The organism is Bradyrhizobium sp. 44 (assembly GCF_023073095.1).
Taxonomy (GTDB): Bacteria; Pseudomonadota; Alphaproteobacteria; order Rhizobiales; family Xanthobacteraceae; genus Bradyrhizobium.
Genome location: NZ_JADPIY010000008.1, coordinates 1 through 12,212, shown reverse-complemented (window position 1 = coordinate 12,212; position 12,212 = coordinate 1). Strand labels below are relative to the sequence as shown.

At 60.3% G+C, this 12,212-nt stretch carries 13 protein-coding genes and 1 pseudogene; 11 read left to right on the top strand and 3 right to left on the bottom strand.

Annotation, left to right across the window (positions count from 1 at the left end; translation table 11 throughout):
• Window positions 1–1,558 precede the first annotated feature (1,558 nt).
• Window positions 1,559–1,903, top strand: a complete 345-nt coding sequence (locus IVB41_RS02125; protein ID WP_247426236.1) for a response regulator — start codon at window positions 1,559–1,561, stop codon at window positions 1,901–1,903.
• Here IVB41_RS02125 and IVB41_RS02120 read toward each other — a convergent pair.
• A complete protein-coding gene (locus tag IVB41_RS02120) occupies window positions 1,900–2,244 on the bottom strand; it encodes a response regulator (RefSeq protein WP_247287510.1) in 345 nt (114 codons plus the stop codon). The two genes, IVB41_RS02125 and IVB41_RS02120, sit on opposite strands and share 4 nt — an antisense overlap.
• 99 nt (window positions 2,245–2,343) lie before the next feature.
• On the opposite strand from IVB41_RS02120, the gene IVB41_RS02115 reads away from it, so the two are divergent.
• Together IVB41_RS02115 and IVB41_RS02110 are read left to right on the top strand one after the other, a co-directional pair.
• Window positions 2,344–2,670: a hypothetical protein gene (locus IVB41_RS02115; protein WP_247426234.1), complete on the top strand. Its 327-nt coding sequence runs from the start codon at window positions 2,344–2,346 to the stop codon at window positions 2,668–2,670.
• A gap of 135 nt (window positions 2,671–2,805) precedes the next feature.
• Entirely contained in the window at window positions 2,806–3,075 is a 270-nt protein-coding gene (locus IVB41_RS02110; protein WP_247426232.1) for a hypothetical protein, read from the top strand.
• Window positions 3,076–3,188: 113 nt separating this feature from the next.
• Here the strand turns inward: IVB41_RS02110 and IVB41_RS02105 are convergent, their stop codons facing one another.
• Both IVB41_RS02105 and IVB41_RS02100 read right to left on the bottom strand, forming a co-directional pair.
• Window positions 3,189–3,407 (bottom strand): hypothetical protein, encoded by a 219-nt coding sequence (locus IVB41_RS02105; protein ID WP_247426230.1) that lies wholly within the window; start codon window positions 3,405–3,407, stop codon window positions 3,189–3,191.
• A 220-nt stretch (window positions 3,408–3,627) separates the two neighbouring features.
• Window positions 3,628–3,795 (bottom strand): hypothetical protein, encoded by a 168-nt coding sequence (locus tag IVB41_RS02100; RefSeq protein ID WP_247426228.1) that lies wholly within the window; start codon window positions 3,793–3,795, stop codon window positions 3,628–3,630.
• Window positions 3,796–4,785: 990 nt separating this feature from the next.
• Between IVB41_RS02100 and IVB41_RS02095 the strand changes: the two genes are divergently transcribed.
• From IVB41_RS02095 to IVB41_RS02060, 8 genes and pseudogenes are all read left to right on the top strand, one after another.
• Window positions 4,786–5,247: a hypothetical protein gene (locus tag IVB41_RS02095; RefSeq protein ID WP_247426225.1), complete on the top strand. Its 462-nt coding sequence runs from the start codon at window positions 4,786–4,788 to the stop codon at window positions 5,245–5,247.
• 173 nt (window positions 5,248–5,420) lie between these two features.
• Window positions 5,421–5,726, top strand: coding sequence for a hypothetical protein (locus IVB41_RS02090; protein WP_247426223.1), 306 nt, complete (start codon window positions 5,421–5,423; stop codon window positions 5,724–5,726).
• Between the two features lie 10 nt (window positions 5,727–5,736).
• Entirely contained in the window at window positions 5,737–6,762 is a 1,026-nt protein-coding gene (locus tag IVB41_RS02085) for a formylglycine-generating enzyme family protein (protein WP_247426222.1), read from the top strand.
• Complete coding sequence (locus IVB41_RS02080) at window positions 6,747–9,110, top strand: arylsulfatase (RefSeq protein WP_247426220.1); 2,364 nt, start codon at window positions 6,747–6,749, stop codon at window positions 9,108–9,110. Before IVB41_RS02085 ends, IVB41_RS02080 begins: the two co-directional genes overlap by 16 nt.
• 41 nt (window positions 9,111–9,151) lie before the next feature.
• Window positions 9,152–9,397 (top strand): DUF3302 domain-containing protein, encoded by a 246-nt coding sequence (locus IVB41_RS02075; protein WP_247426218.1) that lies wholly within the window; start codon window positions 9,152–9,154, stop codon window positions 9,395–9,397.
• A complete protein-coding gene (locus tag IVB41_RS02070; RefSeq protein WP_247426216.1) occupies window positions 9,397–10,338 on the top strand; it encodes an HlyD family secretion protein in 942 nt (313 codons plus the stop codon). Before IVB41_RS02075 ends, IVB41_RS02070 begins: the two co-directional genes overlap by 1 nt.
• A gap of 16 nt (window positions 10,339–10,354) precedes the next feature.
• Entirely contained in the window at window positions 10,355–11,359 is a 1,005-nt protein-coding gene (locus IVB41_RS02065) for a transporter (protein WP_247426214.1), read from the top strand.
• Between the two features lie 287 nt (window positions 11,360–11,646).
• A pseudogene (locus IVB41_RS02060) lies at window positions 11,647–12,033 on the top strand (IS5 family transposase); the annotation flags it as partial.
• Between the last annotated feature and the right edge of the window lie 179 nt (window positions 12,034–12,212).

Here is a 12,212-nt window from a genome sequence, read left to right as displayed (position 1 = left end):
ACTCCGGGCTCCCGCTCTGGAGGCCCTACCTTCTGGGCACTTTCTCCCCTTTACGATAGTCCGTTCTGGATATGCCGCGAGACGCGCAAGGTGCTTCGAAAGCGCCCTGCTGCTGCTCACTGGAGATCGTTGGGACGGTTTTTGCGCGAACAGGCGCTTTCGGGAATTGAGGTAAACGCGATGTGACTGCCGATTCCAAAGACCATCGCTGCAGACCTCAAGCTGACGTCGAGCCATCCGAAACACTGCGGGCAAAACAGCCGCACTTTCAAGGATCCGCTTCTTGTTTGGCACGTCTAATGGTCATTTACTCGTTCTGCTTCACTGGGCAGACAACACTGATCGCTCGGATCGCCAGCGTGCAGTATCGCAAAGTGGCGACAACAGGGGTGCTTGGACGGAAGCGCGGCAGAGAGCCAGACCTCGCAAGACCCCAGATGGTGAGGCAAGAGAGCTTCGTCGGAGTCGAGATTCAACCTGTCAGTTGGCCCATGTCCTAACGCTACGCTCCTCTACCAGCTTGTACCATTCCTAGGCCGGGCACCGGACCGGTGTCCTCAAATCCGGACACTTGGGATTTTTCGGTCCGTCACGAGTCAGTTGAGATTAAGCTTGGACGGCGCGCGGTCCTCGTTCGTCTGGTAAATAGAGGGTTGACGACCAAGTGCTTTGACAGGGCGGAGAGTAAGCGCGTCGCGCCAGCTACGACGATCTATCTCTAGCCTTTACCAAGACGGATTATTGTTCGTGAGCGTCTGTCTGCATTTCTACGGAGGGCTTCGTTAGCGCCGTAGCAACGATTGAAGCGCAGGATGCCGCATTATGGCCAGAGTACTTTTGATTGCCTTATTCATTCTCAGCAGCCTTGTCGCTGCAGATCGGCAATACAGCCACGGTGTCTACGTCGACAACTTCATAACGATGCTAAGACACGTCCAATATTCATTCGGTTGGTAGGCCTCCTCGCATGACCACGACCCCGTATTGTGCGTAACCTGTCAAGGATCCTTAACTCTGAACTGAAACGCTGCCATTCGATGATCTGTTAGCAGAACAATTCAACTAACTTCCCGCAGCTCCAACTGGCAGAGTGATGCAGAGCTTGCTCGGAGGACCACCACGCATCACTCCGGAGGATCGCTGAGATGCTGGTTCAGGTCATCGCTGAAACGCCAGAGAAACTTCATAAACTAGGCTGTGTACTCATTAAGCAGCTGGCCCCTGATGTCCGCTCAACTGCTAACAGCGGCGGGAAAGCGGACGTCTTCCGAGGTCGCCGAAGGGCCACAAGCGGAAGTCACTTACGGGCGAAGAAAGATGCTGCCCACTGAGGCGGCCCGACGAGAGCCGCGAAGCCATGACCAAACGCTGTTGCGATTTCTTCATGTTGCGCCGAATGCAGGAACGTGCATCGACTTTCTGCGTGGCAAGGTCAGATAGCTTGGCTGGAATGAAAGCTGATGGCGGGAAGATTGGTCTTTGCCTCCGCGCGGCCTGTGGCTCACTATCGGGGAACTTCAGCTCTTCGCATAGGTTAACTAGGCGAGGTTGTTCCGCCATGACGCATACAGTTTTAATAGTAGATGATGATCCCGGCGTGCTCGCCGTGATCGCGTCCATGCTCGAAGAGTTTGGCTGCAAAGTTGTTTGCGCGCATAGCGGCCCCGAAGCTCTCGATACACTGGCGAGGAACGAAGACGTTTCGATTTTGATCACGGACATCAACATGCCGGGGATGGATGGCCATGAACTGGCCGAACGTGCAACGCGGGCTCGCCCAACGCTGAAAGTTTTACAGCTATCGGGCCGGGAGCGAAGGCGTGATGGCTTTCCCTTGCTCAGGAAGCCGTTCTCTGAGGAAGACCTTCATCGCGTCATGGAACAAACGACGGGCATTTGTTAGCGCAACAGTGTCGCTAGACAGCGCTCAAGCTCGTCCATTGGGAATGGTTTTTGAAGGACCGGATGATCCTTGAAGCCCGTGGGTACGCCGCCCGCGCCGTATCCGCTCGCGAAGGCAAATGGAATGCCCCTGCCTCGCAGCGCTTCTGCGATGGGTTCGCAGCTATCTCTTCCAAGCTGTATGTCGAGAATGGCCGCATCAACACCGGGCGCAGAAGCAAGCAAAAGGCCGCTTTGCAAATCGTTAGCCTCACCAGCGAGGCTGTGACCTAGCTCCGCCAGCATATCCGCAATCATCATGCGGATAAGCGATTCATCCTCGACCAGAAGCACAGACGCCATACCGCCACTCCGAGCGCAGTGTACCCAACTCCTTCATTCCTTCAGATGCCTCTGACCGCCATGACTGCTCACCGTAACTGCCACACCGAGAGATTCGAAATGTGCGGCCCGTTGTCGGATCAAGGATCGAAGTCACGAACCTTGGCTTATGACCGCAGCGATGGCAGTCGTCGCGCGAAAGAGATTTTACGCTCTTGCATCGCGCCGGAAGCGGGTATCATCGGCAAGCCCGTTGTCACTACTGAGCGCTTCTCCTGGGCCGTGTGGATGTTTCTGCAACGCCCGAAGGCCAACAGCCCGAAGCTCCCCAAGCGAATGTTGTCCCGCTTCCGCAGCTTTCAGAAGCCGCTCCGCGACCATCTTCCGAAGGTCGTCGTCACCGCCGTTCGGAAGCTCACGGCAAACCTCTTCCAGTACGACTTATAGGTTGGACCTGACACGATGCGCTAGGGTCATCGCCTTCCCGTTCGCTCGTTCCTGCGATGGAACTTATGTTCCCGTTCTGGGTTGTTGTGTCAAGGTCCGATAGCGCCACTTCGCGGTGCAAGGTGGGAGTAACACATGATCGAGCGTCGTCGGGTCACGCATAGCAAGACATTCACGGATCGCCTGATGGAAGAGGCGGCAAAGTCTAGGGAAGCCGCAGAGCGGCTTGCTCCGGGCACCGAACGCGAGCTTCTAATGAAGCGTGCGGATCAGGCGGAAAAGGCGGCCCAGATGAGCGACTGGTTGACCAAGCCAAACACTGCCCCGCCCCCGCCGTTGAGCGACCTTTTGAAGGCCGTCAAACCCGGCGTGGCGCGACAAGAGGACGGCCTTCCCAGGAAGTAGGGACCAGTGAAGCAGTTGACGGACTATCTTGAGCGTGCAGCTCAGCTTGAAGCGCTTGCGGCAGATGGATCTGATTCACGCCTCAAAGACCAGTTGCTGGCGCAAGCTCAGTCCTACCGAAAGTTGGCGGCGAAGCGAGCGCAGGAATACGGGCTACCGATGCCGAGTCCTCCCGCTCCATCGAGCGAGACTACCACCTGAACGATGCTGGATTCACGCAGCATCGCTTGCGCGCGATCGGTGTAAAGACCGTGCGGATAGTGCTCGTCCAGCGCGACCATAACGGTAATGAAAATCGCGGCTGGATCAGCCCCGGAGTTGCTTGGGGCCATTTCCTTGCGCTTGGCGACAACGAAGAGGCCGCCAAGTCAGGGCGGCCTCTTAGCCTGTTTTGCATATTCAGTTAGTGAGGAGAGAGGACAGCCGCAAAGCTAAACGCCACCACGCAGGCGGCAGCTAAGGACCATAGCGTGATAGCGATTTCTCGCGGCATGGAGGTTCAACGCTATGTTTGGGACGATGGTTCGGTTCCAAGTCGCCTACTCGGTCGCCTTACTCTTTGATCGGCCGAGAAATCTGCCATTCAACCTCAGAGAAGGCGATCTGTGCCTTTTCCCTGATGTCCCGATTGAGCGCCCGGAGGCGGACACTTTCCTTAAGGGCCCGATCGGCGCGTTCTAGCAGTTTCCGCGTTTCAAAGCTGGTGCTGTCGCTGTTCATGCTTCGCTCCCGGTGATGCAGGCGGGAGCGCGCGATCTCTCAGCCACCGACGCCCACGGCAAAGCCTGGCCGGTGATACGGGTAAACTAGCCTAAGTCGCTTCAGTTCAAAAGTGAACAAAGCAAATCACCGCGCCGACCGGCGGCGGCCCTACTGCTGAGGCTTCATGGGCTGTAACGCGCCCATGATGGCCTGCACCTGAGGCGACTTCATCGGGTCCGGCCGCTCGCAGTCAAGGCATTGGAACGTTCGGGGCGGCACGCCACCGGGCTGTAGTTGCAACGACTAGGCCACTGATGGAAACAGGCCAGTACCAGTCTGAGGATACGAACAATTTAGCAGCCTAAACCCGTTCCGCCGGACCGATGTCCGTTGAATGTCAAAAGCGTCGGCTTGCCGTGAGGCCATGACTTCCATTCTATCCGATGAGCGGACGCGGTCAGACCGGGCCGGCACGTCTCGAACGGGCCAACAGCGGAAATGCACGGGCAATCGGAACGGCAATGAGTGGGCTTGAACCCTTCTCGATGATTCACTCGGATGACGCCGTCGCTCGGCATCACCCAGGCATGAAGAGCAGGACGCTTGTCCAGGGCGCGAAAGATACAATTCACTTGAATTCACGGCGAATGCCCCACTCGCCTCGGGCAAATACCGTTTGCCAACATCGCGGATCGCTCTTAGCATCGGTTTGCAACCAAGAGCTGATCTACGTTCAAGAACAAGAACAAGCTTCCTTCCCGGCGATCGACGGTCGCAGAAAAGAAGGTGATCATGCGGGCAACCATCTGACCTGTTGAAGTCGTTATCCGGCCGCGCGCGTCCGCTGGCCGGCTTTAGAAGGCGCGAAATCAAAGCGCGCCGTTTGGCCAACCTGTTGAGATCCGCATAGCAGGCGGAAAGATTCGTTCGCTCCTCTGCCGCATCGTGCGGGGGAACGATGGCGCTTGACCAAAAACAATGCTCGACGCCGAGCAAAGGGGGAAGTCCATGCGAAACCAAGCTTCGAAGCCGCTGCGGCAAATCGTCCTGTCCGCCTCGTTCATTCTCAGTACGATGTGCTGGGCGATCCCACAATCCCAAGCGGCGCTTTTCGCGCCGACCGCCATCCTAAGCGGCGATCCGATCGATCAATCGTCACGTGCTCCCATCTTGCAGGTGCGGGCCGTTGCCAGGCGCACTGCGGTCGGTCCGCGCGGCGGCGTCTATCATAGCAGAACCGTCGTGCGCGGCCCGGTCGCCCGGCCGGGATACCATGGCGGCGGAGTGCGCTGGGCGCGTCCCGCGCACTACCGCTGGCCTCGAGGCGGCGCCATCGCGGCCGGTGCTGCGATCGGCATGGTGACCGCAGCGACAGCTGCGGCCTGGGCGGGCGCCGCTCCCGCGCCGGGCATGTGCTGGTACTACACTGATCCATCGCGCACCCAGGGTTTCTGGGACTACTGTCGCTAGTTGCGGTGCGCTCTCGCAATGACGAGCACTCCGAACCGACGGATGCCGAATGGTCACTATGGCCCGGATCCCGGCGGAATCTTCCGCATGGGATCAAGACGTTCGTTATCCAACGAAGCTGCCTATCAGCATTCCTTGACTTCAACGGGAGCAGCGAAATGTGCCGATTAATCGTGGCTGCAGTCGTATGCCTTTCCTGCTGCTCTGCCGCCACCGCACAGGAAGAATCGAAAGCCGCCCTTAAAAAATGGCGAGCCTGTGCCGATGCCGCAGCGACGCGCTACGCAAAAAGCGCAGAAAGCGCTCCAGTGGTCTCGCGCTACGCGATCATGTCCTGCCGCGCGGAGAAGCAGACAGCCTGGCAAGCGCTGTCGCAGGAAAGCGGCGCTCACTTTGCCGACGACTACGTTGAGGTGGCCGAAAAGCGCTACACGGATCTGCTTGCAATCGATGTCATCGAAATGCGGTTGAAACAATGAATTGCTTGCAATGACGATGCTCGAGGAACGGACGGACATCCGGACGAAGAACATGGCGCGGATTCCCGGCGGGACGTTTCGCATGGGCTCGAATGATCATTACCCGGAAGAAGCGCCTGTTCACCGGGTGGCGGTGGACGGCTTCTGGATCGACCGCACACCGGTCACGAACCGTCAATTCAAGGACTTCGTCAAGGCGACCGGCCACAAGACGTTCGCCGAGGTGCCGCCCGACCCGAAGGACTATCCCGGCGCATTGCCTCACATGATCTACGCCGGCTCGCTGGTGTTCGCGCCGCCGCCGAGCCTGAGCAACCTGCGCGACTGGAGCCAGTGGTGGAATTTCATGAAGGGCGCCGATTGGCGCCATCCCTACGGGCCGAAGAGCAACATCAACGTGCTCGACAACCATCCCGTGGTCCACGTGGCCTACGCCGACGCGCTGGCCTACGCCGAATGGGTGGGCAAGTATCTGCCGACCGAGGCCGAATGGGAGTTCGCCGCCCGTGGCGGCTTCGACGGCAAAGAATTCGCTTGGGGCGATGAGTTCACGCCAGGCGGCCAGCACATGGCCAACACCTGGCAGGGCGAATTCCCCCGCCAAAACCTCAACGCCGACGGCTATGAGCGCACATCACCAGTGACGGCGTTCCCGCCGAACGGCTACGGCGTCCACGACATGACCGGCAATGTCTGGGAATGGACGTCCGACTGGTATTCACAGAAGCACGACGCCGATTCGCCGAAGGCTTGCTGCATCCCGGAGAATCCGCGCGGCGGGCGCGAAGCCGACAGCTTCGACCCGAACCAGCCGAACATCCGGATCCCGCGCAAGGTGATCAAGGGCGGCTCGCATCTGTGCGCGCCCAACTACTGCCGCCGTTACCGGCCAGCGGCGCGCCACGCGGAGCAACTCGACACATCGACCAGCCATCTAGGGTTTCGCTGCGTCTTCCGCGGAAGCAGTCAGCCACGACATCAGCGAGAGCAACAAGAGCAACAAGAGCAAGGGAGATACCAATGCGACGCAAAGTGACTTCCATATTGGCAGCCAGCGCATTGGTTTCGTCTGCGGTATGGCTGGTGCCGGGGTTTGCCCAGACTGGACTGGATCGCAGCGTCCTACCCATTCGGGAACCGAAACCGCCGGCCATTACCGAGCTTGACGCGCGGAACGTCAAGCCGCCAGCCCGCTTCGAGGTGACCGCACCCAAAGGGGCGCCCAACGTTCTGGTCATCCTGCTGGACGACTATGGCTACGGCGCGTCAAGCACATTCGGCGGGCCGATCCCAATGCCGACGGCCGATAGATTGGCTGCCCAAGGTTTGCGCTACACTCGGTTCCACACGACAGCCATGTGTGCACCTACCCGCGCGGCGCTGCTGAGCGGCCGCAACTCGCACTCCGTCAACATGGGCACGATCGCCGAGATGGCGACAGCCATGCCCGGCTATACCGCCGAGCGCCCGCAGGATATCGCGCCGCTGGCCGAGACGCTCAAGCAGAACGGCTACAACACCGCACACTTCGGCAAGACGCATGAGGTCCCCACCTGGGATTACTCGGTCGTTGGCAGTTTCAAAAGCTGGCCGACGCAGTCGGGCATGGAGGTGTTTTACGGATTCTTCGGCGGCGAAGCCGACCAATGGCAACCCTCCAACCTCTACGATGGACAAACGAAGATCGATCCGCCAACCAAGCCGGGGTACCACTTCATGACCGACATGGCCGATCGCTCGATCGCCTATGTGCGGCAGCAGAAAGCGATCGCGCCCGACAAGCCATTCTTCGTCTACTTCGCTCCCGGCGCCACACACGCGCCGCACCAGGCGCCCAAGGAGTGGATCGCGAAGTTCAAGGGCAAGTTCGACATGGGCTGGGACAAGCTGCGCGAGCAGACCTTGGCGCGCCAGATCGAACTTGGCATCGCGCCCGCCGGCACCAAGCTCGCAGCGAAACCCAAGGATATCCAGGACTGGGACAAGCTCAGCGCCGATGAGAAGAAGCTGTTTGCCCGGCAGATGGAGGTCTATGCCGGCTATGCAAACTACGCGGATCATGAGATCGGCCGCCTCGTCGACGCGGTCGGAGAACTCGGCGTGCTCGACAATACGCTTGTCTACTACATTCTGGGCGACAACGGCGCCAGCGGCGAAGGACGCATGCACGGCCTGTTCAACGAGATGGCGATCGCCAACGGCGTGGAAGAGCCGATCGAGCTTCAATTGAAGAAGTTGGACGACTTGGGCGGCCCGACGGCGAACAACCACTACGCCGCCGGCTGGGCCGTCGCGACCGACACGCCCTACAAGTGGGTCAAGCAGGTTGCGTCAGACTACGGCGGCACGCGCAATGGATTGGTCGTCTCGTGGCCGAAAGGGATCAAAGCGCGGGGCGAATTGCGCCGCCAATTCGCCCACGTGATCGACCTGGCGCCCACTGTGCTCGACGTCGCGAGCTTGCCGCAACCGAAGGAGGTGAACGGCTTCACGCAACGGCCGATCGAGGGCGTCAGCATGCGCTACTCTTTCGACGATGTGAATGCCAAAGAGCAGCACACCACGCAGTATTTCGAGATCAACTCCAATCGGGGCGTCTATCACGACGGCTGGTTCGCCGGTGCGACGCGCCTCATCCCGTGGGTGCCGAAGACGCCTACTACGCCTCTGGAGCAAGACACCTGGGAGCTCTACAACGAGACCGTCGACTTCTCGCTCGCCAACGACCTTGCCGCGTCCAATCCGGGCAAGCTCAAGGAGATGCAGGACGCTTTCATGACGGAAGGGGCGAAGTATCACGTGCTGCCGATCGATCCGCGGTATGTGGAGCGCTTCAACGCCGAGATTGCCGGCCGTCCCGAGTTGCTTGCCGGGCGGACGTCCATGACGCTCTACGAAAGCATGAGCCTTCCCGGTCCCGATGCGCTCATCAACACCAAGAACAAGTCGTTCACCATCGTGTCCAATATCGAGGTGCCGGATGGCAGGCCGGCTGAGGGTGTGCTGCTCGCGAATGGCGGCCTCACCGGCGGCTGGGTGCTGTACGTCAAGTCCGGCAAGCCAGCATTCGAGTGGAACTACGTTGGGCAGGAGAACTATCCCGTCACATCGTCGACCGCACTCACGCCCGGCAAACATGTCGTGAAGTACGACTTCGTCTACGAGGGTGGAAAGGAGTTCGGGAAGGGCGGCAACTCACGGCTGTACATCGACGACGCTTTGGTGGGCGAAGCAAAGGTGCCAAAAACCCCGGCGTTTGCGTATTCGATCGACGGGATGGACGTCGGCCGGGATATAGCGTCGCGGGTGAGCGACGCGTATCCCGAAGGGGAGAGCAACCGATTCAACGGCAGGATCGCCAAGGTATTCATCGAGACCAAGTGAACATATCCGATGATGTTGTTACCGAACACAGGTGATGGCCGATGAGCGGTTACGACATCTTCGCCTGGGTCGTGCTGATCATTCTGGTCACCAGCGCGATCGGCGTGTTCTGTATCGCCGGCTGGCTTCCGGGGCACATCGCCAAGACCCGCGGACACCCGTGGGCCGAGGCGGTGACGGTAGCCGGCTGGATCACGCTGATCTGCGGCTTCGCGCTTTGGCCGGTTTCATTGGTTTGGGCATATGTCGACGCGCCGGCGCGGCATAAACCGGCGGAGCAGCCGTAGTGGGTGCCGCGATCATCAACAGCTACCTGGTGCTGCTGTTCCTGCTGGTGCACTTCCAGATCGTCCGCTTCAACCTGTTCTGGAAGCTGTCGCCGTTCATCGTCCTCGTCCTGCTCATGTTCGGGCTGCTGATTCCGATGGGCTGGGGCGCCCCGCAAGGGCCGGCCATCGTGGTCCGCAATTCGGTAGCCATCGTTCCGGACGTCGCCGGCGAGGTGACGGAAGTCCCTGTCGCGGCCAACGCGACGTTGAAGGCCGGTGACATCCTGTTCCGGATCGACCCTGTACCGTACCACGCGCAGGTCTCGGCGATCGAAGCCCAGTTGAAGCTGTCCGACATGCGGCTGTCCCAGATGACGAGCCTGTTCGAGCGCGACGCCGGTCGCGGCTTCGACGTGCAGCAGCGACAGTCGGAAGTGGACCAGTTGAAGGCGCAGCTCGATGGCGCAAAGTGGAATCTCGATAAGACCACCGTGCGGGCGCCGGGCGACGGCTACGTCACCAATGTGGCTCTCCGGAAGGGGGCCCGGGTCGCCAACCTGCCGCTGACGCCGGTCATGGCCTTCATCGACACCTCAGACACCATTGTCGGAGTCGAGATCCCGCAGAACGACGCCCGCTACGTCAGGCCCGGCCAGTCGGTCGAGGTCACGTTCAAGTTCATGCCCGGTAATGTCTACGGCGGAAAGGTCGAGAGCGTACTGCAAGCCATCGCCACCGGCCAGGTCCAGACCTCCGGAGCCGCGGCGATGCCGAAGACCATCCAGGCGACACCGTTCGTGGCGCGGGTGGTGCTCGACGACGCGGGGTTCGCACGATCCCTGCCGGCCGGAAGCGTAGGAGAGGCCGCGATCTATACCGATCGACTGAAAGCGACGCATATGGTCCGGCGGGTGCTGCTGCGGCAGACCGCAATCCTGAACTACGTCAATCCATTCTGATAGAAAGGGGACTGTCATGGGGCGAGTTGGACGTTGGAAGGCGGGTGCCGTCGGCTTATGCGCAGCCATTCTCCTGACACCGGTCGCAGCCAAGGCCGACAACGGCGGCCTCAGCTTCTGGCTTCCCGGCACCTTCGGCAGTCTCGCCGCGGCGCCCACCGTTCCGGGGTGGGCTTATACGACGATCTATCTCCATCTCGATCAATCCACCGGCGGGGCCAAGGACTTCATCAAGGGCGGCTCCGTAGTGGTCGGCCTCAACGCCAAAGCCGACGCCCTCGTCCAGGGCATCTCCTACACCTTCGCGACACCGGTGCTCGGCGGCCAGGCCACGGTCGCCGTCTTCGCCGCGCCCGGCAATGTCGATGTCGGGATCGATGCCAGGCTGACCGGTCCGGCCGGCAACGCGATCTCCGGCGGCATCAAGGACAGCCGGGCCACAGTGTCCGACGTGCTCTATCAGGGCGCGCTGAAGTGGAACCAGGGCGTTCACAACGAGATGATCTACGTCACCGGCAACATCCCCAGTGGCACCTACGATCCGAACCGCCTGTCCAACCTCAGCTTCGGTTTCACCGCCGTCGACTTCGGTGCCGGCTACACCTACCTGGATCCGAAATCCGGACATGAGTTCTCGGTCGCCGGCGGCTTCACCTACAGCGGCATGAACAACGCGCTGCAGTACCAGAACGGCATCGACTTCCACCTCGACTGGGGTGCCTCGCAGTTCGTCAGCAAGACCGTCCATGTCGGCTTGGCCGGCTACTACTTTCAGCAGATCACCGGCGACACCGGCGTCGGCGCGACGCTCGGTGACTTCAAGGGGCGTGTTGTCGGCATCGGCCCGCAGATCGGCTTCATCCTGCCGCTCTCCAAGGACTACCAGGGCTACCTCAACGTGAAGGCCTACAAGGACTTCGCGGCCCAGAACCGGCCCGAAGGCTATACCGCCTGGGTCACGTTCTCACTTTCGAACGCCGCTCCGGAGCCCACAGCCGCCAAGCCGATGTATCGGAAGTAGGACGATCGTTGAGAATGCGGGCCCATCTTAAAAGGGTGCAGCCTTCGCAAGCGTCGGCAATCATCAGCCTAGTCACTCCGCCATCATCCGGAGTCGAAGGATAGTACCGGCTCATGTGATCTCCGCTGGAAGCGCATCGCGAAATGTCCGGTTTGGGTCAAACTCGACAAAACTCAGAGTGAGCATAATGCGTCCGCTTTCGGGCACATCGCGGCCATCCGTCGGCTGGGCCCATTGAGCCTGGCTGCCGAGCCATGATTCAAATCCCCTAACGATGGGGCCGAATCATGCGCTACGAACTCTCCGACGAGGAATGGACTGCCATTAAGCCGATGCTGCCAAACAAGCCGCGCGGTGTGCCGCGGGTGAATGACCGTCGCGTCCTCAATGGCATCTACTGGGTGCTACGATCCGGGGCACCATGGCGGGATCTACCAGACGCCTTCGGCCCGTATACCACTTGTTACAATCGCTTCGTTCGTTGGAGACGCGCAGGTGTGTGGGCGGCGATTATGAACGCGTTGGCAGCCGCCCACGATGACGCCGTGCAAATGATCGACACGTCGATTGTCCGTGTGCATCAACATGGAGCCTGCATCAACCGGAACAAAAGACAATGCATGGGGCGGTCACGCGGCGGGTTGACCAGTAAGATTCATGCGGTCGTGGATACAAAGTAAGCGCTGTTTCGGTCCCACCTTCCATTGAAGGCGTCGAGCGAGGCATGATCGATCTCTGATTGGAGATCGGCTTTTGTCTAAGCTTGACCATATGCTTGAGCCCAGGACCTCGGTTCGCCGGGTCGAGGTCATCACGGAGAGCGGCCGACGCCGGCAGTTCTCGGCCGACGACA